The organism is Phaeospirillum tilakii, assembly GCF_042683125.1.
GTDB classification, from domain to species: Bacteria; Pseudomonadota; Alphaproteobacteria; order Rhodospirillales; family Magnetospirillaceae; genus Phaeospirillum; species Phaeospirillum tilakii.
In genome coordinates this window covers 44,479-66,203 of sequence record NZ_JBHUIY010000001.1, presented here as the reverse complement: position 1 = coordinate 66,203, position 21,725 = coordinate 44,479, and the positions used below count along the sequence as shown (strand labels likewise).

General features: G+C 69.1%; 20 protein-coding genes and 1 other RNA gene. 9 read left to right on the top strand and 12 right to left on the bottom strand.

Going from position 1 to position 21,725, the window contains the following annotated elements; all coding sequences use genetic code 11:
* Nucleotides 1-3 precede the first annotated feature (3 nt).
* The 8 genes from ACFSNB_RS00305 to ACFSNB_RS00270 all read right to left on the bottom strand — a co-directional run bounded on the left by ACFSNB_RS00305 (nucleotide 4) and on the right by ACFSNB_RS00270 (nucleotide 7,378).
* Nucleotides 4-318, bottom strand: coding sequence for an ETC complex I subunit (locus ACFSNB_RS00305; RefSeq protein ID WP_377313389.1), 315 nt, complete (start codon nucleotides 316-318; stop codon nucleotides 4-6).
* Nucleotides 319-353: 35 nt separating this feature from the next.
* Nucleotides 354-788 (bottom strand): hypothetical protein, encoded by a 435-nt coding sequence (locus ACFSNB_RS00300; protein ID WP_377313387.1) that lies wholly within the window; start codon nucleotides 786-788, stop codon nucleotides 354-356.
* Between the two features lie 150 nt (nucleotides 789-938).
* Entirely contained in the window at nucleotides 939-1,487 is a 549-nt protein-coding gene (gene mepK / locus ACFSNB_RS00295) for a peptidoglycan L,D-endopeptidase MepK (protein WP_377313385.1), read from the bottom strand.
* A 146-nt stretch (nucleotides 1,488-1,633) separates the two neighbouring features.
* Nucleotides 1,634-3,646 (bottom strand): sensor histidine kinase, encoded by a 2,013-nt coding sequence (locus ACFSNB_RS00290; RefSeq protein ID WP_377313384.1) that lies wholly within the window; start codon nucleotides 3,644-3,646, stop codon nucleotides 1,634-1,636.
* 39 nt (nucleotides 3,647-3,685) lie between these two features.
* Nucleotides 3,686-4,210 (bottom strand): adenine phosphoribosyltransferase, encoded by a 525-nt coding sequence (locus tag ACFSNB_RS00285; protein ID WP_377313383.1) that lies wholly within the window; start codon nucleotides 4,208-4,210, stop codon nucleotides 3,686-3,688.
* Between the two features lie 57 nt (nucleotides 4,211-4,267).
* A complete protein-coding gene (locus ACFSNB_RS00280; protein ID WP_377313381.1) occupies nucleotides 4,268-5,263 on the bottom strand; it encodes a glycosyltransferase family 9 protein in 996 nt (331 codons plus the stop codon).
* A gap of 229 nt (nucleotides 5,264-5,492) precedes the next feature.
* A complete protein-coding gene (purN, locus tag ACFSNB_RS00275) occupies nucleotides 5,493-6,122 on the bottom strand; it encodes a phosphoribosylglycinamide formyltransferase (RefSeq protein WP_377313379.1) in 630 nt (209 codons plus the stop codon).
* Nucleotides 6,119-7,378, bottom strand: coding sequence for a DUF1015 domain-containing protein (locus ACFSNB_RS00270; RefSeq protein WP_377313377.1), 1,260 nt, complete (start codon nucleotides 7,376-7,378; stop codon nucleotides 6,119-6,121). Before ACFSNB_RS00270 ends, purN begins: the two co-directional genes overlap by 4 nt.
* Before the next feature lie 257 nt (nucleotides 7,379-7,635).
* On the opposite strand from ACFSNB_RS00270, the gene ACFSNB_RS00265 reads away from it, so the two are divergent.
* The 5 genes from ACFSNB_RS00265 (at nucleotide 7,636) to ACFSNB_RS00245 (ending at nucleotide 13,090) form a co-directional block, all read left to right on the top strand.
* Nucleotides 7,636-7,923 carry a hypothetical protein gene (locus tag ACFSNB_RS00265; RefSeq protein ID WP_377313375.1) on the top strand — a complete coding sequence of 96 codons (288 nt, stop codon included), beginning with the start codon at nucleotides 7,636-7,638 and terminating at the stop codon, nucleotides 7,921-7,923.
* A gap of 94 nt (nucleotides 7,924-8,017) precedes the next feature.
* Nucleotides 8,018-8,335: a transfer-messenger RNA gene (gene ssrA / locus ACFSNB_RS00260) on the top strand.
* 65 nt (nucleotides 8,336-8,400) lie between these two features.
* Nucleotides 8,401-8,898 carry an SspB family protein gene (locus ACFSNB_RS00255; RefSeq protein ID WP_377313374.1) on the top strand — a complete coding sequence of 166 codons (498 nt, stop codon included), beginning with the start codon at nucleotides 8,401-8,403 and terminating at the stop codon, nucleotides 8,896-8,898.
* Nucleotides 8,899-9,117: 219 nt separating this feature from the next.
* Nucleotides 9,118-9,978 carry a nucleotidyltransferase family protein gene (locus ACFSNB_RS00250; protein ID WP_377313372.1) on the top strand — a complete coding sequence of 287 codons (861 nt, stop codon included), beginning with the start codon at nucleotides 9,118-9,120 and terminating at the stop codon, nucleotides 9,976-9,978.
* Complete coding sequence (locus ACFSNB_RS00245) at nucleotides 9,971-13,090, top strand: tetratricopeptide repeat protein (protein WP_377313370.1); 3,120 nt, start codon at nucleotides 9,971-9,973, stop codon at nucleotides 13,088-13,090. Before ACFSNB_RS00250 ends, ACFSNB_RS00245 begins: the two co-directional genes overlap by 8 nt.
* A 64-nt stretch (nucleotides 13,091-13,154) precedes the next feature.
* Here the strand turns inward: ACFSNB_RS00245 and ald are convergent, their stop codons facing one another.
* A complete protein-coding gene (gene ald / locus ACFSNB_RS00240; RefSeq protein ID WP_377313368.1) occupies nucleotides 13,155-14,255 on the bottom strand; it encodes an alanine dehydrogenase in 1,101 nt (366 codons plus the stop codon).
* Between the two features lie 308 nt (nucleotides 14,256-14,563).
* Here ald and ACFSNB_RS00235 point away from each other — a divergent pair, with 308 nt between their 5' ends.
* On the top strand, nucleotides 14,564-16,180 hold the full coding sequence (locus ACFSNB_RS00235; protein ID WP_377313366.1) for a fumarate hydratase: 1,617 nt from the start codon (nucleotides 14,564-14,566) through the stop codon (nucleotides 16,178-16,180).
* Between the two features lie 45 nt (nucleotides 16,181-16,225).
* Here the strand turns inward: ACFSNB_RS00235 and rarD are convergent, their stop codons facing one another.
* From rarD to ACFSNB_RS00220, 3 genes are all read right to left on the bottom strand, one after another.
* Nucleotides 16,226-17,116: an EamA family transporter RarD gene (gene rarD, locus ACFSNB_RS00230; protein ID WP_377313364.1), complete on the bottom strand. Its 891-nt coding sequence runs from the start codon at nucleotides 17,114-17,116 to the stop codon at nucleotides 16,226-16,228.
* Nucleotides 17,117-17,214: 98 nt separating this feature from the next.
* Nucleotides 17,215-18,513, bottom strand: coding sequence for a UDP-N-acetylglucosamine 1-carboxyvinyltransferase (gene murA / locus ACFSNB_RS00225; RefSeq protein WP_377313363.1), 1,299 nt, complete (start codon nucleotides 18,511-18,513; stop codon nucleotides 17,215-17,217).
* A gap of 230 nt (nucleotides 18,514-18,743) precedes the next feature.
* Nucleotides 18,744-19,142, bottom strand: a complete 399-nt coding sequence (locus tag ACFSNB_RS00220) for a NifB/NifX family molybdenum-iron cluster-binding protein (RefSeq protein WP_377313361.1) — start codon at nucleotides 19,140-19,142, stop codon at nucleotides 18,744-18,746.
* Nucleotides 19,143-19,365: 223 nt separating this feature from the next.
* Here ACFSNB_RS00220 and ACFSNB_RS00215 point away from each other — a divergent pair, with 223 nt between their 5' ends.
* The 3 genes from ACFSNB_RS00215 to ACFSNB_RS00205 all read left to right on the top strand — a co-directional run bounded on the left by ACFSNB_RS00215 (nucleotide 19,366) and on the right by ACFSNB_RS00205 (nucleotide 21,724).
* A complete protein-coding gene (locus ACFSNB_RS00215; protein WP_377313359.1) occupies nucleotides 19,366-20,025 on the top strand; it encodes a response regulator in 660 nt (219 codons plus the stop codon).
* 129 nt (nucleotides 20,026-20,154) lie between these two features.
* The gene (gene murI, locus ACFSNB_RS00210; RefSeq protein ID WP_377313357.1) at nucleotides 20,155-21,027 is read left to right on the top strand and encodes a glutamate racemase; all 873 of its coding nucleotides are present in this window, start codon (nucleotides 20,155-20,157) and stop codon (nucleotides 21,025-21,027) included.
* A gap of 145 nt (nucleotides 21,028-21,172) precedes the next feature.
* Nucleotides 21,173-21,724 carry a SiaB family protein kinase gene (locus ACFSNB_RS00205; RefSeq protein WP_377313355.1) on the top strand — a complete coding sequence of 184 codons (552 nt, stop codon included), beginning with the start codon at nucleotides 21,173-21,175 and terminating at the stop codon, nucleotides 21,722-21,724.
* Nucleotide 21,725: the final 1 nt, after the last annotated feature.

Here is a 21,725-nt window from a genome sequence, read left to right as displayed (position 1 = left end):
CCGTCAGAACCGACCGAACTCCCGCTTGTCGCTGCGGAAATTGTCGGCGTAGGATTTGGGTTTCTGCCTCCGAGCCGGCTCGTTGTCAACCCGATAGTCGTATCCCTGCCGCCGGGCGTAGGCGATCGCCGCCTCGCGGGTCGGAAAAGTCAGCCGAATCTGGCTCGCGGTGTCGCCCGAACCGGCCCAGCCCATCAGCGGATCCGGCAGTTTGGCCTCCGACAATTCCGGCTCCAGCACCCACGCCCGGGCGAGGCCGCCCGGCCCCGACTGCATCGCCGATTTGCCCGGACGGTAGATCCGCACCTCGATCGCCATCGTTTCTCCTCCTTCGCGGCCCGGGGCCATCATTGTCACTGCGGCGGCGCCTGCACCGTCTGCCACGGCATCAGGCAGGCCGAGACCTGGGGGTAATAGCCGGCCGGATTGGCGCAATAATAATATACCCCCGGCACCATCACCGGTGCCGGCGCCGGTGCCGGCACGTATACCGGCGCCGGGGCGGGATAGATCGGCTGGGGATACCAGCGCCACATCCCGCCGGTCACCCACCACCAGCCGTCGCGGCCCTCGTGCCAGCCGTGCCACCAGCGGCCGCGATGCCACCCGCCGAAATCGGGCGGCGGACCGCCGGGCGGCCCCCAATGCGGATGATGCGGACCGGGGCCGGGACCGGGCGGTCCGCCCCACTGGGCCAGCGCCGGAGCGGACGCCAGCGCCAGCACGGCCACCAGGGCGCCGCCGCGCAGCGCGGCGGTCAGCAACACTCCAGGTCGGCAGCCAGACATCGTTCATGTCCTTCCGCCCCGGCGCGGGCCGGGGCCAAACGGGGAAACGCCTCCTCGCGCGCCAACCGGGACGGTAGACGCGGGCGGGAGGCGGATATGATATGATCGACAAAAGCCGGCGCGTCGAGTGTTTCGACCGCGCCCGCCGGCCTACCAGACCCGGACCTTGCCGGTATCGACATGGACGAAGTCGGATTCCGGGTAGGTGCCGACGCCCCCGGCCCGCAGCGAACGGGCGGCGCGGCCGACCGAATTGACCGAATGGCCGGGCAGCCGGATGTCGATCGCCCGCCCCTGGGTATGCAGGCTGTGGGTGGCGACGCCGTCGCTGGCGCTGGCCAGCATCGCGTTGGAGGCGGGGGAGCGGTAGCCGCTGACGACGTGGATCGGTCCCTTGACCCCCATCCGCTTCTGCAGCGACACCAGCAGATCGAGCAGGTGGGGATCGATCGCATGGGTGGCGCCATTGCGGTAATCGCGCAGGAACCGGGTAATCTGCGCCAGGGCGCGCGGCTGGTAACGCCCCTCGCCCCAATAGACCGCCTTGAGACTTTCGCCGGTATGCAGGCTGTATAGATGCAGCGAACGCTCCGGCAGACGACGGATCGCGGCCTCGACCGGGGAGGTCACCACCATCGCGGCCGCGGCTCCCAGGCCCAGGGTCAGGAACCCTCGCCGGTTCTTCACCTGGTCGATCATCCTTTCTCCTTTCGGACCACCCCGGAGGCGGGGCGGGTCCTTCATACCACCCGCGGGCGGTTCGGAGTCAACCCTGTCGCCACCCGGACACCCTCTTTCAGTGCCGGATTTCAAGGGGGGTCACGACCAAAGGAGGTGTCGGCGGGTCAGGAGGCCCCGAGCGGGGTGATGCGCCAGGCCGGCAGCGTCACGGTGGCGGTGGTGCCCTGGCCGAGACGGCTGTCGAGCTCGAAATGGCCGCCATGGGCCTCGACCAGCGCCTTGGTCAGCGGCAGGCCCAGGCCGCTGCCCTCGTAGCGGCGCGACAGCCGGCTGTCGGCCTGGACGAACGGCTCCATCACCCGCACCAGTTCCTCGGCGCTCATGCCGATGCCGGAATCGGTGACGACGATGACGAAACCGTCGGCGTCGGCACGGGCGGTGATGGTCACCGCCCCGCCCTCGTCGGTGAACTTGACCGCGTTCGACAGCAGGTTGAGCACGATCTGGCGCATCCGCCGCTCGTCGGCCAGCAGCAGCGGCAGGCCCTCGGGCAGATGGGCCTCGACCGTCAGGCCGGCATTGGCCGCCCGCCGCGCCAGCATCCGGGCCGAGGCGCGGATGATCCCGGCGACATCGACCACCGTCTCGACCAGATCGGTCATCCCCGCCTCGGCCTTCGACATGTCGAGGATGTCGTTGATCAGTTCGAGCAGATGCATCCCGCTGTCGTGGATGTCGTCGAGATAGGGCCGGTAGCTGACCGGGGTGATCGGGCCGAAGATCTCGTGCTTCATCATCTCGGAAAAGCCGATGATGGCGTTGAGGGGGGTGCGCAGTTCGTGGCTGATGTTGGCGAGGAAGGTGTTCTTGGCGCGGTTGCCGCGCTCGGCCGCCTCCTTGGCGTCGCGCAGGGTCTGCTCGGTGCGCTTGCGCTCGGTGATGTCGGTCAGGCTGAGGATCACCCCGCCGCCCGGCATCGCCGAGGCCCGCACCTCCAGCACCGTCCCGGCGGCGCCGCGCTGCTCGAACACCATGTCCTTCTGCCGCCGCAGCGCCTCGGCCAGGCGCACCGTCTCGCCGACCGGGGCCGGGCCGGGCGTCGTCTCGGCCGGCACCAGCAGGGCCAGCAGCAGGGTCAGCTCGATCGCGCCGGGTTCCAGTTCCGCCTCGGGCAGGCCCAGCATCCGCCGCGCCGCCTGATTGAGCGCGCTCAGGGTGTCGTCGGCGCCGAACACCGCCACCCCCTGGGCCATGTTGTCGATGATCGCCTGGAGCCGCGAGGCCTGCTGGCGGAACCGCGCCTCGCCCTCGATCAGGGCGGTCTCGACCCGCTTGCGCTCGGTGATGTCGCGGATCACCCCGATGAAGGTGGTCATGTCGCCCTGGCGCATCTCGGCGACGCTGATGTCGAGCGGGAATTCGCTGCCGTCGCGCCGCCGCCCGCGCACCTCGCGGCCGAGGCCGATGACGTGGCGCTGCTGGGTCTTCATGTAGCGGTCGATGTGGTCCTGATGGCCGGCGGCGAACACCGCCGGCATCAGCATCGTCACGTTGCGCCCGACCACCTCGTCGGCGTCATAGCCGAAGATGCGCTGGGCCGCCGGATTGAAGCTCAGCACCATCCCGGTCTCGTCGATGGTCAGGATGCCGTCCAGCACCGTGTCCATCACCCCCTTCAGCCAGGTGACGGTGCTGCCGAGGCTTTCCTCGACCTGCCGGCGCTGGGTGATGTCGCGCAGCACCCGCAGCTGGCCGCCATCGGGCAGCGGATAGGTATGGACGGCGACCCAGCGCCCGTCGGCGCAGACATCCTCCTCGCCGACCATCCCGGCGCGCCAGCTCACCAGCTTGGCGGTCCGCCACGACTGGTCGCGGCCGAGCGCCTCGCCGCCGACCTCGACCACGTCGGCGAAGCGCATCCCGGTCTCCAGCCGATCCAGGCCGGGGCGGAAGAAGTTCTGATAGGCTTCGTTGCTGGCGATCAGCCGGGCGCGGCCGTCATAGACCGCGACCCCGTCGATGCGACCGTCGATCGCACGGGCGACGCGGCGGCGATAGCGCCGCCGCCGCCAGCCGAGCCAGGCCAGGGTGCCCCCGATCCCGGTCGCCAGCCCCCCCCCGGCGGCGGCGGCCAACACCGACACCACGCTTTGCGTCGCCTCGAGGGGAAGATCCATGCCAACGCTCCCGGCCGCCGGGGCCGACGCGCCCTTCGCCTATTCGTCGTAGGCGGCAAGCGAGGTGAAGGGAACGCCCAGTTCCTTGAGCCGCTGCCGCCCGGGCAGGAAGGACAGCTCGATGATGCTGGCCGAGCCGGTGACCTCGGCCCCGATCTTGCGCAGCAGTTCGATGCCGGCGGTCATGGTGCCGCCGGTGGCGAGCAGATCGTCGAGCACCACCACCCGCTGGCCCTCGGTGATGGCGTCGTGCTGGATCTCGATGGTGTCGGTGCCGTATTCCAGGGCGTATTCGTGGCGGACGGTCTTGCCCGGCAGCTTGCCCTTCTTGCGCAGCATCACGAACCCACAGCCGAGCTTCAGCGCCAGCGGCGCCGCGACCAGGAAGCCGCGCGACTCGATGCCTGCCAGCACGTCGGGCTGGAACCGCCGCACGTCGCGCGCCAGCCGCCCCATCGCCACCTGCCAGGCATCGGCATGGGCCAGCAGGGTGGAAATGTCATAGAACAGGATACCCGGCTTGGGAAAATCGGGGACGCTGCGAATATGGTCCTTGATGTTCATGTCCGCGCTCTGAGAGAGAATAAGGAGCCGGCATGGTAACCACAGCCCGGAGGATGGTCAAAAGCAATCCGGGGCCGGGCCGAGCATCGCCGCCAGCGTTTCCGCCACCGCCGCGACCGGGATCGACTGCATCGTGTCTCCGCCGAACTCTTGCGCCCGCAACAAGCGCAACCCCGGGGTCGAAGGGGCGAACTTCGCCGCCGGAGTCGGCCCGAACAGCGACAGCAGCGGGATGTCAGCCGCCGCCAGCATGTGGCCGGCGCCGCTGTCGTTGGCCACCGCCGCCCGCAACCGCCGCCCCAGCGCGATGGTCAACAGCGGCGACGGATCCGCCGCCTGCTGCAACGGCAGCAACGCCCCCGGCAGCGCGGCGCGGACCGGACCTTCCCACTCCGCCGCCTCGGCCGGCCCGAGCAGCACCACCGGCACCCACCCGGCCGCCGCCACCCCCTGCGCCACCGCCAGATAACGGTCGAGCGGCCAGCATTTGTAGCGCCCCCCCGCCCCCGGCGCGAAGCCGACATAGCCCCGCCCCGGCGGCAGCAGAAGCTCGGCCTCGGCGGCGCGGGCCGGATCGGCCGGCAGCGGCGCCAGCGGCCCGACCGGCCGCCCCGAGGCCAGCTCGACCAGCCCCAGCAACTGCGCCGCCATCGCCGCCGGCCGCGCCTGCCCCGGCGCCGGCCGCAGATCGGACAGACGGTAGCCGGCGGCGGCGGACAGGAACCGTCGATGGCGGATCCGCTTCAGGATCAAACTGGTCAGCAGCCGCCGCTGGGTGTCGATGATCAGGTCGAACGACCGCCCCGGCAGCGGCCGCCGCAGCAACTCGACCGGGCGCGAGCCGATCCCGCCCTGGTCGATCACCTCGTCGAGCAGCCCGGCCACCAGCGGCGCCAGCGTCCCGGCATAGACACTGTGCCCCTTGCCCGCCAGCCAAGTGATCCGCGCCGCCGGAAACGCCGCCCGCAGCGCCCGCACGAACGGCAGCTTGATCAGACCGTCGCCGACCGCGTCGAGCCCGACATAGACCAGCAGCGAAGCGGGATCGCTCATCAGAAAAGTCCCCGGATTTTCGCGGGCTCCGCCCGCACCCGCCAGGAGCCAGCGGCTCCTGGACCAGCATCGGTTGGTCGTGTGCGACAAACGCCTTTCAGCTTGGGCTCTTGCCGCCCGGGAGACGGGAGAGCCCAAGCTGAAGGCTGATCGGGGCCCCGACCATTGATGCAGGTCCAGGAGCCGCTGGCTCCTGGCGGGTGCGGGCGGAGCCCGCGTTTTGGCTTAATTAAGACAGAAAGGCTCTTTTGCCCTCGACCCGGACCCGTCCTTCGGCCAGCAGGCGGAGCGCGCGGGGATAGGCGTGGTGTTCCTGTTCCAGCACCCGGGCGGCGAGGCGATCCTCGTCGTCATCATCCTCGACCGGCACCGCCGCCTGGATCAGGATCGGGCCGGCATCGAGGTCGGGGGTGACGAGATGGACGGTGCAGCCGTGCAGCCGCACCCCGGCCTCAAGGGCACGGCGGTGGGTATCGAGCCCGGGGAAGGACGGCAGCAGCGAGGGATGGATGTTGAGCATCCGTCCCTGCCACGCGGTGACGAACCCGCTCGACAGCAGCCGCATGAAGCCGGCGAGACAGACGATATCGACCCCGGCCGCGCGCAGGGCGCGGTCGAGTTCGGCATCGAACGCCTCGCGCGACGGATAGTCGCGGTGGGGGATCACCCGGTGCGGCACCCCGGCGGCGTCGGCGCGGTCGAGCGCCTTGACCCCCGGCACGTTGGAGATCACCAGCGCCACCTCGGCCGGGAAATCGGCGGCGGCGCAGGCATCGAGCAAAGCCTGGAGATTGCTGCCCCGGCCCGACACCAGCACGCCGACCCGGGCCCGGCGCGCCGGGCTGAACGGAGCCGTCACGCGCCCTCGCCGTCGAGCAGGAGGCTGACCAGACCGTCGGCCAGTTTCGGCTCGAACCAGGTCGATTTGGGCGGCATCACCTGACCGGCGTCGGCCACAGCGATCAGATCCTCCATCGCGGTCGGATAGAGCGCGAACGCCGCCGCCGCGCCGGAATCGACCCGGGCCGCCAGGGCCTCCAGTCCGCGCCGGCCGCCGATGAAATCGATGCGCGGGTCGCGGCGCGGGTCGCTGATCCCCAGCAACGGCTCGAGCAGGCGGTCGGACAGCAGGCTGACGTCGAGCCGGGCGACCGGATCGGCCGGCGGCGGCTCCTTGAGGCCGAGACGATACCATTTCCCGGCGAGATAGAGGCCGAACCGCCCCGCCGCCTCCGGCCGGGCCGGGCCGTCCGACGGTTCGACGGTGAAGGCGGGCTCCAGCGCGGCGAGGAACCCCGCCGGGTCGCGCCCGCCGAGATCGGCGACGACGCGGTTGTAGTCGAGAATCCGCATCTCGCCGATCGGGAAGCTGACGGCGAGGAAGGATTGGGCCGAGGCCGCGCCGGGCCGGGCGGCGGCCACCCGCGCCGCCGCGGCGGAACGGTGGTGACCGTCGGCGATGTAGACCGCCCGCATCGTCTGGAAGGCGCGGGTGATCGCGGCGATGTCGCTCGGGCGGCTGACCACCCACAGCCGATGGACCACGCCGTCGGGGGTGGTGGCCTCGGCATCGGGCGCGGTGCGCCGGGCGGCGTCGGTGACCACCGCCAGCGAGGGATGGGCGGGATGGGCCAGCAGCACCGGGCCGGTCTGGGCGTCGCAGGCCTCGATCTGGTGGACGCGGTCGTCCTCCTTGTCGGGCCGGGTCACCTCGTGACGGCGGATCCGGTTGGCGCGGTAATCGGCCACCGCCGCCGCGCCGACGATCCCGGTCTGGACGTGGCCGTCGCCTTCGAGCTGGTAGACGTAATAACGCGGGCCGGGATCGCGGACCAGCTGGCCAGCGGCGATCATCGCCCGCAGATTGGCCCCGGCCTTGGCATAGACCGCCGCATCGTGCGGATCGGTGCCGGGGGCCAGATCGATCTCGGCCTTCGAGACATGCAGGAACGACAGCGGATTGTCCGCCGCCAGCGCCCGCGCCTCGTCCGACGACAGGACATCATAAGGCGGCGCCGCCATCCGGGCGGCAAGCCCCTCGGCCGGACGCAGACCGGCAAAGGGACGGAACAGCGGCGGAATCGCGGGTTTCGGGGGCACGGGCTGCGGGGACACGGTCGGGCGCACCTTTCGGCTGGCGGATGGCCGGAGCAACGGCCAGACGGGGCCGTCCCGGGGAAATTTCCTCCGTCGGTCTTAGCCCGGATTCACGCCGCTGTCATCCCGCCAGAACGGCCGCCCGCCGCGATCGCGCCCGAGGAGGGGAGAGAAATTTGACGCGTGGATATTGTTCTCGGGGCCGCTTGGTTCTATATTACTTTAAGCTTACCACCAAATACGTAATCGACCCCACAATCCCCGCGACGGGGGGAATGACCACGTACAAGGCGAGGTCTCCCATGCAAATTGAGGTTGTTAATGGCCAGACCGTGATCGGCCGAATGGAAGTGGATGATCCCAGCCGCTCGTACCTGCTGCTCTATCGCATTCCGCTCAATGACCAGCAGGAGAAATCCTTTGACCATGCCTCGGCCCAGTTCGAAACCCTGACTCTTCCGATTGACTGGGTTTCGATCCAGGGCGAACGGCGGCGCTGCCTGCTGGCGTCGGGAACGGACATGACCGGAATCATCAATTTCCACCCGATGAGCCGGAACTGAGCGCAGCGGTGTTGGGGCGTCAGCGTGCCGCCGCCTGTCTCGGGCCGGGCGATCGCCGGCCCGCGTCATCCGATTGCCCGGATTTCTGACAACCGGGCTGGCGCGCGGCGAGGAGCTGGATTATAGTGGGCGTGTCGGGAAACCGACTATGACGCTAAACGCCATGCGGAATAGACGTTGCGGACCCGGGGGCGGTACCCGGCGCCTCCACCAGAACGTCCGGCCGGCGGCCGGGCTCCAAGGGGGCGAAACAGGATCGACGCGCGCAGTAAAGGCTTGGTTTGCGTTCGGCATGATACCACCGTCATCGGGTCAATCCTAACAAGTGCCAACGACAACGTTGCTCTTGCCGCTGCGGCTTAACCCGTAAGCGCGGTCCGGGGGGACACCGGGCAACAGAAGTCCCCCCACTTCCTTTTGGGCGATGCCGGTCCGGCGGCTGGCGTCGCTGTCGGCGTCTACGGGGGAATGTGGCGGATGGGTCAGGACGGTTTGCGCTACGATAAAATGGTCGAAGAGGCGTTGCGTAGCGTGGTGCGCGAATCCCTCTCCTTCGCCGCTGAGAATGGCCTGCCCGGCGATCACCACTTCTACATCACCTTCCGCACCCACCTGCCCGGCGTCGCCGTGCCCGATTACGCCCGCGCCCGCCATCCCGAAGAGATGACCATCGTCCTCCAGCATCAGTTCTGGGACCTCACGGTCGATCACGAAAGGTTCGCGGTGACCCTGTCCTTCTCCGGCAAGTCGGAACGGCTGGAGATCCCGTTCAGCGCGGTGACCGGTTTCGCCGATCCCTCGGCCAAGTTCGGGCTCCAGTTCCAGGGTATCCCCGGGCTCGAGGACGACGGGGATGACGAAGCCCCCGCCGCCGTTTCCGCCGCCGCTACCCCGGCGGCCGAACCCGTCCGCGACGGCGCCGAAAGCGAAGGCGACGGCAAGGTCGTCACCCTCGACCGTTTCCGCAAGAAGTAAGCCGAAAAGGCGGGCTCTGCCCGCACCCGCCAAGGGCCGCAAGGCCCTTGGAACCCATCGATGGTCGGGACACCCTGCTGCCGGATGACAACGGAGCAGGGTTTTTTGTGTCCCCAGCCAAGCAGCTATCGGCCGATAATTATCGGAGGCTGCATTTATTTTGTAGTGCAGTTCTTCATTTTTGAATAAATTCGGAGGGTGGATGGAGGAGATCCTCGCATGCCCCAGCTTCCCCCGACGGCCCAGGCCCGTCTCGACGCGATGTACGCCGAAGCGGCCACCCGCAAGCCCGCTTTTGACTCGGCCATTGCCGAAATTGCCACGCGTTTCGGCGGAGAAGCCCGACTGGTACCGCTCAAGGGCCGGGCACGCGCGGAAGCCAAGATTCTGACCGACTATGCCGGCGAACCATCGCGGATCCAGGACCTATTGCGCGCCACCATCATTGCTCCCGACCTCGACCGGGCCCGTCAGATCCTAGCGGCGCTCGAACAGCGGTTCGCCGTGCTGGCACAGGGACGACGGAACCTGCTCGATCCGGCGATCACCCCCGAGGATGGCTATCGCGATGCCAAGGTAAACGTCGGCCTCGACGGGCATGTCGCCGAGATTCAGGTATCGATCCCGGAAATGCTGGCGGCGAAGACGCTGGCCCATTCTTATTACGAGGAACGACAGGCTCTGCTGCGGACCACCGCCGATGGGCGAGACCTTTCCCCCGAAGACGTGGCACGGGTGGACACCCTCCTGGTCGCCATGCGACAGATCTATTCGGCGGCCTGGAGCCAGGTCGCCCGCAACGCACGGAACTCGGCCTCGGAAATGGGGGCGCCGTTGCGATACGCCGAATCGGCGGGGAACGGCCGTGGCTCGGGACCATCGAACGCTCGGGTCATGTATGACGGGCCGACCCAGACCGGGATACCCTCGACGTCGAAGAACCGCGAGCCCGGGGGAAACCCCAACTCCGTGGACATGGCAACCTCCTCATCGTTCCCGGAAGACCGGGGAGGCGAAACGGACGAACCCCAATTGAACCCGTGCCCCAATATCGGCCCGAACGAACCAGACTATGATTAAGATACGTCCTGGACTCAACGTCTACAATCAGGATCGCCTCGACGACGCGACCTTCGTCGCCGGCTTCGTCGCCCGCCACGAGTTGCTGGAGGCGATTCTCGACCAGCTTCGTCATCAGGCCGGAGGCGGCGACGCCATCCATCAGATCCTGATCGGATCGCGTGGGATGGGCAAGAGCATGCTGCTGCGCCGGCTGGCGATCGCGGTCAAGAAAGACGAGGCCCTGCGCGCCGCGTTTCTGCCGTTGCGTTTCCGCGAGGAGCAATACAACGTCATTTCGCTCGATGCGTTCTGGCGCAATTGTGGCGAGGCGCTGGCGGAATGGAATGAAGCCGCCGGCCGGACGGCGGACGCCGCCGAGCTGGACCGGGCGATCGAAACCGAGGCCTGGCGCGACCCCGAACAGGCGGCGGAGCAATTCCTCGCCGCCTGCCGCCGGGCCGGTGGGCGGGCGCTGCTGCTGCTCGACAATCTCGACCTGATCCTCGATGGGATCGGCCCCCAGGGCGGGTGGGCCCTGCGGCGAATCCTCCAGGAGCGCGGCGGGCCGGTGGTGATCGGCGCCGCAACCCGATTGCTGGCCCAAGGCGGCGACCGCGACGCGCCGTTCCACGAGTTCTTCCGCCCCCATTTCCTCGAACCGCTGAGCCAGCCGGAATTGCTGCGCTGCCTGCATGCCTTGGCTGAGTTGCGCCAGGAGCAGGGAGCGCCGGTCAAGGCGGTGCTGGCCCGCCAGCCGGAGCGGCTCGCCACCCTCTACACCCTGACCGGCGGCAATCCCCGGGTGCTGGCATTGATCTACCAATTGCTGGAACGGGCCGAAACCGACACGATCTTCGGCGACCTCGAAGTGCTGCTCGATCAGGTGACCCCGTTCTACAAGGCCCGGGTCGAGGAGTACCAGACCCCGCAGCAACGGGCGGTGATCGACGCGATCGCCCTGGCCTGGGATCCGATCACCTCGGGAAAACTGGCCGAGATCACCGGAATCGAGGTGACGACGATCTCGTCACAACTCACCCGGCTGAAGCGCGACGGCTTCGTCGAGGAGGTGGCGACCTCCGGCGCCCGGGCCGGCTACCAGATCAGCGAGCGGTTCCTCAACATCTGGTACCTGATGCGCCACGGCACCCGCCGCACCCGGCAACGGCTGCGCTGGCTGGCGATCTTCCTCAGCCGACTGTTCGGCGCCGAAGAACTCGACCGCCTCGCCGCCGAGGCCCGCGACCCGGCCCGCGCCGACCACTGGCACGCAGATTACCGCGCTGCGGTACTGGAAGCCTGCGAGATGATCCGGCAACCCGCCACGGCAGCCGGAGGGACGGCAGGGCAAGCCGGCCGGGCAGCTGCCGACCGCGCCGCAGAGTCGAGTTTGGTCGCAATACTGAAGGCAGAAAGCCAAGGCGACTTTTCCGCGCTTGTCGCACAGAGCGACGCGTGGCTCTCCGCCACCTCCGTTCCGCACCCGCCATCCTCCGTCGCACTGATATTGACCATCAAAGGGTTCGCGCTGGAAAAACTTGGGCGCACCGACGAGGCGATTGCCGTCTATGACGACCTCCTTACCCGCTTCGGCGACGAGCCGGACACGAAAATCCGCCAAACGGTCGCCAATGCCCTCTTCAACAAGGGCGTCGCCCTCGGCCAACGCGGGCAGAGCGAGGCGGCGATTGCCGTCTATGACGACCTCCTTGCCCGCTTCGGCAACGGGCCGGACATGGAAATCCGCCAACTGGTCGCCAAAGCCTTCTTCAACAAAGGCGTCAGACTCGGCCAACGCGGGCAGAGCGAGGTGGCGATTGCCGTCTATGACGACCTCCTTACCCGCTTCGGAGACGAGCCGGACACGGAAATACGCCAAACGGTCGCCAGAGTCTTCTTAAACAGGGGCGTCGCCCTCGGCCAACGCGGGCAGAGCGAGGCGGCGATTGCCGTCTATGACGACCTCCTTGCCCGCTTCGGCGACGAGCCGGACACGGAAATACGCCAACAGGTCGCCAAAGCCCTCTTCAACAAGGGCTTCAGACTCGGCCAACGCGGGCAGAGCGAGGCGGCGATTGCCGTCTATGACGACCTCCTTTCCCGTTTCGGCGACGTGCTGGACACGGAAATCCGCCAAACGGTCGCCAGAGCCCTCTTCAACAAAGGCTTCACCCTCGGCCAACGCGGGCAGAGCGAGGTGGCGATTGCCGTCTATGACGACCTCCTTGCCCGCTTCAGCGACGAGCCGGACACGGAAACACGCCAAACGGTCGCCAGAGCCTTCTTAAACAGGGGCGTCGCCCTCGGCCAACGCGGGCAGAGCGAGGCGGCGATTGCCGTCTATGACGACCTCCTTGCCCGCTTCGGCGACGAGCCGGACACGGAAATACGCCAACAGGCCGCCAAAGCCCTCTGCAACAAGGGCGTCACCCTTGGCCAATGCGGGCAGAGCGAGGCGGCGATTGCCGTCTATGACGACCTCCTTGCCCGCTTCGGCGACGAGCCGGACACAGAAATCCGCCAAGTGGTCGCTTGGGCACTGATGGGAAAAGGAAACAGCTTGTGCGACCTGTACGGGGACCTTGCCGCAGCCGAGGCGACCTATCGGCGCGGGTTGGAGATCGCCGGCGATGATCTGTTCCTGAAAGAAAACCTCGCCTGGGTGCTGGTCGTCGGCGGACGGATCGAGGCGGCGCGGGAAATTTCCGAGCAGCTTGACGGGTTGGACCCGGTCGGGCGGGATCTGCTGCGGGCCGGGATGGCGTTGGGGCGAGACAATCTGGGCGACGCCTTCGAGGCGCTGCGGGCGGCGCTGGAGACCGGCCTGGACTCCGCGACCTCGCCGTTCTTCGACGACCTGTTGCGACTGCTGCGGCTGGCGGCGGGACGGGGACATGGGGAACGGATGCTGGAATGGTGGCGGACGGAAGGCTTTGCCGAGCGTTATGCCCCGATCCACGCCGCCTTCACCGCCTTCATCAAGGGAGATCGCTTCCTGCTCGACTTCGCCCCGGAAATCCGGCAACCGGCGGAAAGGCTGTTGCGCCGGCTGGCCCCGCAGCGGGAAACGGCGCCACCACCACCAGCGACCAAACGCCGGGGCCGCCCCCGCAAACGGCCGACGTCCTGACGGGAGACTCCCGTCAAGGGTTCCAAGGGCCCTCGGCCCTCGGCGGGTGTGGGCGGAGCCCACGTCACAGCGGCTGGTACGGTTTCCCCAGCGCCTCGGCGACCGCCTGATGGGCCACCGCCCCGGCATGGATGTTGATCCCGGCGGCGAGGTGCGGATCGCGGCGGGCGGCCTCTTGCCAGCCCGCGCCGGCCAGCGCCAGCACGTAGGGCAGCGTGGCGTTGGTCAGGGCCAGGGTCGAGGTGCGCGCCACCGCCCCCGGCATGTTGGCGACGCAGTAATGCACCACCCCGTCCACCACGAAGGTCGGCTCGGCGTGGGTGGTGGGGCGGCTGGTCTCGAAGCAGCCGCCCTGGTCGATCGCCACGTCCACCAGCACCCGGCCGGGGCGGATCCGGGCCAATTGGTCACGGCGGATCAGCTTGGGCGCCGCCGCCCCCGGCACCAGCACCGCGCCGACGATCAGGTCGGCGGTGGGGAGATGCTGCTCGATCGCCTCGGCGGTGGCGAACAGGGTGCGCAGGCGCGGACCGTACAGGGTGTCGAGTTCGGTCAACCGCCGCATCGAGCGGTCGAGCACCACCACCTCGGCGCCGATCCCCAGCGCGACCCGGGCGGCATTGGCGCCGACCACCCCGCCGCCCAGGATCACCACCCGGGCCGGCTCGACCCCGGGGGCGCCGGACAGCAGCACCCCGGCTCCACCCCGCGCCTTCTCCAGGCCGGCGGCGCCGACCTGGATCGCCATCCGTCCGGCGATCTCGCTCATCGGCGCCAGCAACGGCAGCCCGCCCCACGGGTCGGTCACCGTCTCGTAGGCGATCGCGGTGACGCCGGATTCGAGCAGCAACTCGGCCTGCTCGGGGTCGGGGGCGAGATGCAGATAGGTGAACAGCACCTGACCGGGGCGCAGGCGACGGCATTCGGCCGGCTGCGGCTCCTTGACCTTGACGATCAGTTCGGCCTGGGCGAACACCGCCTCGGCCCCGGCGACGATCTCGGCCCCGGCGGCGCGATAGGCGGCGTCATCGAAGCCGATCCCCGCCCCGGCTCCGGCCTGGACCAGGACCCGATGGCCCTGCCCGACCGCCTCGCGCACCCCGGCCGGGCTCATCCCGACCCGGTATTCGTGGATTTTGATTTCGGCGGGAACCCCGATCAGCATGATTTCATCTCCCCGCGTCTCATCAACGGGCCGGATTGCCGGCTCTTCTCAACAGCAATTACTTATATTAATAGAATAAATCCTGTCACAGACTTTGTGAAGGTGGTTTTTCCCAACGCGGACCGCGCGAAGAAGAGGGAAAGGGTTCCAAGGGCCCCCGGCCCTTGGCGGGTGCGGGCAGCGCCCGCGTCTCTGGCTCCAGAGGCGGGTTGACGCGAACCGGGAAAGGTGGTTGACCAGGACCGCGCCGGCGGCCGCCCCGAACGGGGTGCGTCGTCCCCACCCCCTTCAGCCAGAGGCCGACGAGCATGAGCGATTTCGCCTATCATGAACTTTTCCCGCTGGGGCCGGATGAGACCCCCTATCGCCCGCTCGGCGCCGAGGGGGTGGCCACCACCCGCCTCGACGGCCAGGAGATCCTCACCGTCACGCCCGCCGCGATCACCCGGCTGATCAAGGAGGCGATCCGCGACACCTCGCACCTGCTGCGGCCGGGCCATCTCGCCCAGTTGCGGGCGATCCTCGACGATCCCGAGGCGTCGGACAATGACCGCTTCGTCGCCTACGACCTGCTGAAGAACGCCTGCATTGCCGCCGGCGGGGTGCTGCCGATGTGCCAGGACACCGGCACCGCGATCATCATGGGCAAGAAGGGCGAGCGGGTGTGGACCGGCGGCGGCGACGAGGCGGCGATCTCGCGCGGCGTGGCCGAGGCCTATACCGAACTGAACCTGCGCTATTCGCAGACCGCGCCGCTTTCGATGTACGAGGAGGTCAACACCGGCACCAACCTGCCGGCCCAGATCGACCTGTACGCGACCCCGGGCAACGCCTACAAGTTCATGGTGATGGCCAAGGGCGGCGGCTCGGCCAACAAGACCTTCCTCTATCAGCAGACCAAGGCGCTGCTCAACCCGACCAGCCTGCTGAAGTTCCTCGACGCCCAGATCCGCACGCTGGGCACCTCGGCCTGTCCGCCCTACCACCTCGCCATCGTCATCGGCGGCCTGTCGGCCGAGATGACCCTGAAGACGGTCAAGCTGGCCTCGGCCCGCGCGCTCGACAGCCTGCCCGGCGAAGGGAGCGCCCACGGCCAGGCCTTCCGCGACCACGAGCTGGAACGGATCGTGTTGCAGATGACCCGCGACATGGGAATCGGCGCCCAGTTCGGCGGCAAGTATTTCTGCCATGACGTGCGGGTGATCCGCCTGCCGCGCCACGGCGCCTCCTGCCCGGTGGCGATCGGGGTGTCGTGCTCGGCCGACCGCCAGATCAACGCCAAGATCACCGCCGACGGCCTGTTCCTGGAGCAGATGGAGACCGATCCGGCCCGCTTCCTGCCCGACATCGACGAGGCGACCCTGGGCGGGCCGGTGGTCAAGATCGACCTCAACCAGCCGATGGACCAGATCCGCCGCACCCTGTCGCAATATCCGATCCGCACCCGGGTGGCGCTGACCGGATCGATGGTGGTGGCGCGCGACATCGCCCACGCCAAGCTGAAGGAGCGGCTCGACCGCGGCGAGGGCCTGCCCGATTATTTCCGCCAGAGCGCGGTCTATTACGCCGGCCCGGCCAAGACCCCGAGCAATTTCGCCTCGGGCTCGTTCGGCCCGACCACCGCCGGGCGGATGGATTCCTACGTCGATCAGTTCCAGGCCGCCGGCGGCTCGATGGTGATGATCGCCAAGGGCAACCGCTCGAAGGCGGTGACCGAGGCCTGCAAGACGCATGGCGGCTTCTATCTCGGCTCGATCGGCGGTGCCGCCGCCCGTCTTGCCCGCGACTGCATCAAGAAGGTCGAGCTGCTGGAATATCCCGAGCTGGGGATGGAAGCGGTGTGGCGGATCGAGGTGGTCGATTTCCCCGCCTTCATCGTCGTCGATGACAAGGGCAACGACTTCTTCGCCGACTTCGCCCACTGACGGCGGGGCGCCGCCGGGGGCCTTGCGGCCCCTGGCGGTTGCCGCTCAGCCGCGCGCCTGCCGCCAGCCGTCGAGGCTGTAGAGCAGGATCGCCGCCCAGATGCAGGCGAAGGTGATCAGGGTGGCCGGGGTCGGGCTTTCCCCGAACGCCAGCACCGCCAGCAGGAAATGGCCGGTGGGGGCGAGATACTGGAAGAAGCCGAGAGTCGAATAGCGCAGCCGCAGCGCCGCCGCCGCGAACCACAGCAGCGGCAGGGCGGTGACCGGCCCACCGGCGATCAGCGCCAGCGCCACCCCGATGTCGCCACCGAACACCGCCGCCCCCCCGGCGGCGCAATAAATCAGGTAGCCGAGCGCCAGCGGCGCCACCAGCCCGGTCTCGACCGCCAGCCCGGCCAGCGGCGCCACCGCCGGCAGCCGCTTGCGCAACAGCCCGTAGATCCCGAAAGACAGCGCCAGGGCGATCGCGGTCCACGGCACCGCCCCACCGCCCAGCACCGGCCCGGCGATGCCAGCGGCGGCGATGGTCACCGCCAGCCATTGCAACGGCCGCAACCGTTCCTTCAGCACCAGCACGCCGAGGGCGACATTGACCAATGGATTGAGGAAATAGCCCAGACTGGCCTGCAACACCTGCCCGTCGGCGACGGCGGCGATGAACACCAGCCAGTTGAAACTGACGCAGAGGGTGGTGCCGCACAGCACCAGCAGGGTGCGCCGCCGCCCGAGCAGGGCCCACACCTCGCCGCCCCGACGCTGCCACGCCAGCGTCGCCGCCACCACCAGCAGCGACCACAGGATGCGGTGGGCCAGCACCTCGGCCGGCGGCACGGTCGCCACCAGCTTCCAGAAGGCGGGAAACAGCCCCCAGGTCCCATAACAGGCCAGAGCATACAGCACCCCTTCCCGGGTGCTTCCGACCGACGGCGTGTTCATCGTTTTCGCCCTCCCCCGCCCCCTCGTGACGGGATCCAAGGGCCCATGGCCCTTGGCGGGCCCGGGCGGCGCCCGGACCAAGCGCCCGCGCGCGGGCGCTACTCGGCGGCGGCGCCCTTCAACCGCTCGATCTGGGCCCCGCAGGCGGCAAGCTTCTCCTCGACCCGCTCATAGCCGCGGTCAAGGTGATAAACCCGGTTGACCACGGTTTCGCCCTGGGCGGCCAGCGCCGCCAGCACCAGCGACACCGAGGCGCGCAGATCGGTGGCCATCACCTCGGCCCCGGACAGACGCGGCACCCCCCGGATGATCGCCGAGGCGCCGTGAACGTTGATCCGCGCCCCCATCCGCCCCAGCTCCGGCACATGCATGAAGCGGTTCTCGAAGATGGTCTCGGTGATCATCGAGGCGCCGTTGGCGGTGGCCATCAGCGCCATCATCTGGGCCTGCATGTCGGTGGGGAAGCCGGGATAGGGCTCGGTCATGATGTCGATGCCCCGGATCTCGCGCCCCTCGGCGGCGACGCGCAGCCCGCGCGGGGTGGGCTCGACCAGCACCCCGGCCTCGACCAGCAGCTTGGTGACCGAATCCATCAGCTCGGGCCGGGCCCCGATCAGCTCGATGTCGCCCCGGGTGATCGCGGCGGCGACGGCATAGGAGCCGGTCTCGATCCGGTCCGGCACCACCGAATAGGCGGCGCCGTGCAGCCGATCGACCCCCAGCACCCGCAGGGTGGCGGTGCCGATGCCGTCGATCCTGGCGCCCATCGCCACCAGACATTGGGCGAGGTCGGTGATTTCCGGCTCGCGGGCGGCGTTGCCGATCACGGTTTCACCCTCGGCCAGGGTGGCGGCCATCAGGATGTTCTCGGTCCCGCCGACGGTGACCTGGGGGAACACCACCTGGGCCCCCTTCAGCCGGCCGGCGACGCTGGCGACGATGTAGCCGCCGTCGAGTTCGATCCGCGCCCCCATCTTCTCCAGCGCCTGGAGGTGGAGATCGACCGGACGGGTGCCGATGGCGCAGCCGCCGGGCAGCGAGACGCGGGCCTGGCCCTCGCGGGCCAGCAGCGGCCCCAGCACCAGCACGCTGGCGCGCATCTTGCGGACCAGATCGTAGGGGGCGGTGGTGCTGGTGATGGTGGCGGCGGTGAGGTCGAGCACCCGGCCGGTATGCCCGCCGGCGGCCGAGGCGCCGTTGAGCAGCATCCCCACCCCGTGCTGGGCCAGCAGGTTGGCCATGGTGGTGATGTCGACCAGATGCGGCAGGTTCGACAGCGACAGGGTTTCGTCGGTCAGCAGGCAGGCCGGCATCAGCGCCAGCGCCGCGTTCTTGGCCCCGCCGATCGGGATCGCGCCCCGAAGCGGGGTGCCGCCGATGATGCGAATCCTGTCCATGCTGCTGCCGTGTCCTTCGCGCGCCGGGGGCTGTACGGAAAACGCCCCGTTTATCCCCCCGCCCGGCCGGGGTCAAGCGGATTGGCGCCCGCGCAGCGGTTCTCATTTTGGCTTTCGCCAAGCGGGCTGCCGCCCGCGCCCGCTCGGGGTGTGCCCCGAACCCCCTTTTTTTCGAAAACGAAGGGAGGGGGGGGCATCGCCCCGGTGGGTTTGGGCGCAAGCCCGATCCCTTAGCCGCCGTGGGCGGGCGGCAACAGCCGGTCGAGCAGCTTGCAGACCAGATCGCCGATCGGGCGCGGACGCGGCGGCGGCAGGCTGTCGCTCAGATAGGCCTCGACCGCCCGGCGCGGGTCGCGCTCGGCGGTGAGGCGGATGTCGATGCCGCGCCGCTTCATCTTGGCGACGAAGCCCTCCCCCGCCGACTGGGTCAACAGCGCGTCGATGCCGTCGAGCGGATGCGGCCGCCCGTCGGGATGGTGATGGAACACCGCCCCCGGTTCGAGCAGCAGACGCTCGGGCGCGGCGGCGGGGCCGGATTCGTCGCAGGTCCACACCAGCCAGTGGCGGGCGCGGCCGGCATGACCGGACAGGCGGGAATAGCGGGGATTGACGGCGAGGGCGATCTTCATGGCGGCAGTCTAGAACGCCCGGGGCCGGCGGGGAAGAGGCTGCCCGGACCGTCCGGCCGGAACGGAACGGCCGATAGGGCCAAACCCTTACATTTCGCCCCGTTCTGTTTCACCTTGCCGTCTGCGCAATCATGCATAGAGTGTGCTAGGATTTTCTGGTCAGCTAGTTCGACCAAGGAAAAAGAAATCCGGGGCGGCAGCCCCGTGGGGGAAGGAGGCCGCCGTGACGACTCGCATCGTCATTGCCGAAGATCAGCAATTGGTCCGCCAGGGCCTGATGGCCCTGCTGGCCGCCGATGGCGCGGCCGAATCCTGCGGCGGCGGCGCCCCGTTCGTCATCGTCGGCGAGGCCGACAACGGCCGCGCCGCGGTGGAGATGGCCCGCGCGCTTGGCCCGGACGTGGTGTTGATGGACCTGTCGATGCCGGAGATGGACGGGGTCGAGGCGACCCGCCAGATCAAGCGGCTGGCCCCCGGGGTGCGGGTGCTGGTGCTGACGGTGGCCCATTGCGAAAAACGGGTCGCCGAGGCGCTGGCCGCCGGCGCCGACGGCTACGCCCTCAAGAAGGCCAGCCACGGCGAGCTGAAATCGGCGATCACCGCCGTGCTGTCGGGGCAATCCTATCTCGGCCCCGGTTTGTCGGAGGATCTGGTGCGCGAGCATCTGTCCGGCGCCGAGCCGGGCGGCGGCGCCCTGACCGGACGCGAGCGCGAGGTGCTGCGCCTGATCGCCCAGGGCCTCAAGAACCGCGAGATCGCCGCCGACCTCGGCATCGCGATCAAGACGGTCGAAACCCACCGCACCAAGATCATGCAGAAGCTCGATTTGCACAATTCGGCCGAGCTGGCCACCTACGCGATGCGGCGCGGGATGATCGAGTAGCCTTCCCGCGCCCCGGGGGCGAGACCGCGCCGCGCACGGCTGCCGTGCGGGCATGGGAGTGGCGCTCCGCGCCGGGGCGGGGTAAAGCCATGTCCCGGTTCTCCCCCCCCTGTTCCAGGTCACGGCCCGATGAATTGCCAGCCCAACGCCCCGGCGATCCCGGATCTTCCCGTCGGCATTTTCGATTCCGGCGTCGGCGGGCTGACCGTCGCCTCGGCGATCCGGCGGCGGCTGCCGGACGAAACCCTGCTCTATCTCGGCGACCTCGCCCGCATGCCCTACGGCACCAAATCGCCGCAGACGGTGGCGCGCTATGCCGTCAACGCCGCGGATTTCCTGGTCCGGCGCGGGATCAAGGCGCTGGTGGTGGCCTGCAACACCGCCTCGGCGCTGGCGCTCGAGGCGATCGCCGCCCGTCATCCCGACCTGCCGGTGATCGGGGTGGTCGAGGCCGGCGCCGCCGGCGCGGCGCGGGGCTCGGCGGCGGGGCGGATCGTGGTCGCCGCCACCGAGGGCACCTGCCGCTCCGGCGCCTATGAGCGGGCAATCGCCCGCCGCCGTCCCGGCGCCAGCGTGGTCTGCGTCCCCTGCCCGCTGTTCGTCGCCCTGGCCGAGGACGGGCTGACCGACGGCCCGATCGTCGAGGCGGTGGCGCGCCATTATCTCGGCGCCGCGCTCGATCCCGCCGCCGCCGCCGATTGTCTGGTGCTGGGCTGCACCCATTTCCCGCTGCTGGCCCCGGCGCTGGCGCGGGTGGCCGGGCCGGGGGTGCGGCTGGTCGATTGCGCCGAGGCGACCGCCGACCTGCTCGCCGCCGCGCTGGCCGGTCCGCTCGCCGCCCGCCCCGGCGCCGCCGGCGGGCTGACCCTGGTCGCCACCGACGCCCCCGACCGCTTCGCCCGCATCGCCCAGCGTCTGTTCCCGGCGCTGGCGGGGCTGCCGCCGGTCGAACTGGCCGATCTCGGCCGCCCCCCGGCCCCGGCGGCGGCGCCCGCCGCCTGAGCAAGCGCAAGGGGCTCGATCCCACCTGCGATTTGATCTAATTTGATGGGATGGCTTGAGCGGCGCGACCGCCGGTGCTACCACTGCCCGGTGGCGACGGTGTGGTTCCGCCGCGCCCCGGCGCAGCCTTCGAGCGAGAATCGTCATGCTTGCGAAATATTACCGGGCATTCAAACAGGATCTCGATCAGCGCGGCATCATCTTTTCTTTTTCGGGCTACCTGTCCGAGGGGATCCTGTACTCCCTGGGCGAAGCGTTGCGCCAGAAGATGACCCTGGAGGAAACCGACCTCGGCACGATCAAGAAGGTGTTCTCGGTCTTCGTCGAGCAGTCGCAGAACATCATCCGCTACTCGGCCGAGAAACTGGCCAGCGACAGCGGCCGTCCGATCGAGCTTTCCTCGGGCATGGTCACCATCGGCACCGAGAACAACCGCTTTTTCATCGTCTGCGGCAATGTCGTCCTCGCCGATGACGAGCCCCGCCTGCGCGAGCGGCTGGAGCGGCTGCAACGGATGGACAAGGATCAGATCAAGGCCTACTACAAAGAGCAATTGCGCGAGGCGCCCGACGAGCAGAGCCGGGGCGCCACCATCGGTCTGATCGAGATCGCCCGCCGCGCCACCGACCCGATCGAGTTCGATTTCGACCCGATCGATTCCAGCACGTTCTTCTTTTGCATGAAGGTATCGATCTGAG

Bases quoted from the DNA above. Each gene is read 5' to 3' on its own strand.
- ACFSNB_RS00305 (WP_377313389.1), bottom strand. From the start codon at position 318: ATGGCGATCGAGGTGCGGATCTACCGTCCGGGCAAATCGGCGATGCAG.
- ACFSNB_RS00300 (WP_377313387.1), bottom strand. From the start codon at position 788: ATGTCTGGCTGCCGACCTGGAGTGTTGCTGACCGCCGCGCTGCGCGGC.
- mepK (WP_377313385.1), bottom strand. From the start codon at position 1,487: ATGATCGACCAGGTGAAGAACCGGCGAGGGTTCCTGACCCTGGGCCTG.
- ACFSNB_RS00290 (WP_377313384.1), bottom strand. From the start codon at position 3,646: ATGGATCTTCCCCTCGAGGCGACGCAAAGCGTGGTGTCGGTGTTGGCC.
- ACFSNB_RS00285 (WP_377313383.1), bottom strand. From the start codon at position 4,210: ATGAACATCAAGGACCATATTCGCAGCGTCCCCGATTTTCCCAAGCCG.
- ACFSNB_RS00280 (WP_377313381.1), bottom strand. From the start codon at position 5,263: ATGAGCGATCCCGCTTCGCTGCTGGTCTATGTCGGGCTCGACGCGGTC.
- ACFSNB_RS00265 (WP_377313375.1), top strand. From the start codon at position 7,636: ATGACCACGTACAAGGCGAGGTCTCCCATGCAAATTGAGGTTGTTAAT.
- ACFSNB_RS00255 (WP_377313374.1), top strand. From the start codon at position 8,401: ATGGGTCAGGACGGTTTGCGCTACGATAAAATGGTCGAAGAGGCGTTG.
- ACFSNB_RS00250 (WP_377313372.1), top strand. From the start codon at position 9,118: ATGCCCCAGCTTCCCCCGACGGCCCAGGCCCGTCTCGACGCGATGTAC.
- ACFSNB_RS00245 (WP_377313370.1), top strand. From the start codon at position 9,971: ATGATTAAGATACGTCCTGGACTCAACGTCTACAATCAGGATCGCCTC.
- ald (WP_377313368.1), bottom strand. From the start codon at position 14,255: ATGCTGATCGGGGTTCCCGCCGAAATCAAAATCCACGAATACCGGGTC.
- ACFSNB_RS00235 (WP_377313366.1), top strand. From the start codon at position 14,564: ATGAGCGATTTCGCCTATCATGAACTTTTCCCGCTGGGGCCGGATGAG.
- rarD (WP_377313364.1), bottom strand. From the start codon at position 17,116: ATGAACACGCCGTCGGTCGGAAGCACCCGGGAAGGGGTGCTGTATGCT.
- murA (WP_377313363.1), bottom strand. From the start codon at position 18,513: ATGGACAGGATTCGCATCATCGGCGGCACCCCGCTTCGGGGCGCGATC.
- ACFSNB_RS00220 (WP_377313361.1), bottom strand. From the start codon at position 19,142: ATGAAGATCGCCCTCGCCGTCAATCCCCGCTATTCCCGCCTGTCCGGT.
- murI (WP_377313357.1), top strand. From the start codon at position 20,155: ATGAATTGCCAGCCCAACGCCCCGGCGATCCCGGATCTTCCCGTCGGC.
- ACFSNB_RS00205 (WP_377313355.1), top strand. From the start codon at position 21,173: ATGCTTGCGAAATATTACCGGGCATTCAAACAGGATCTCGATCAGCGC.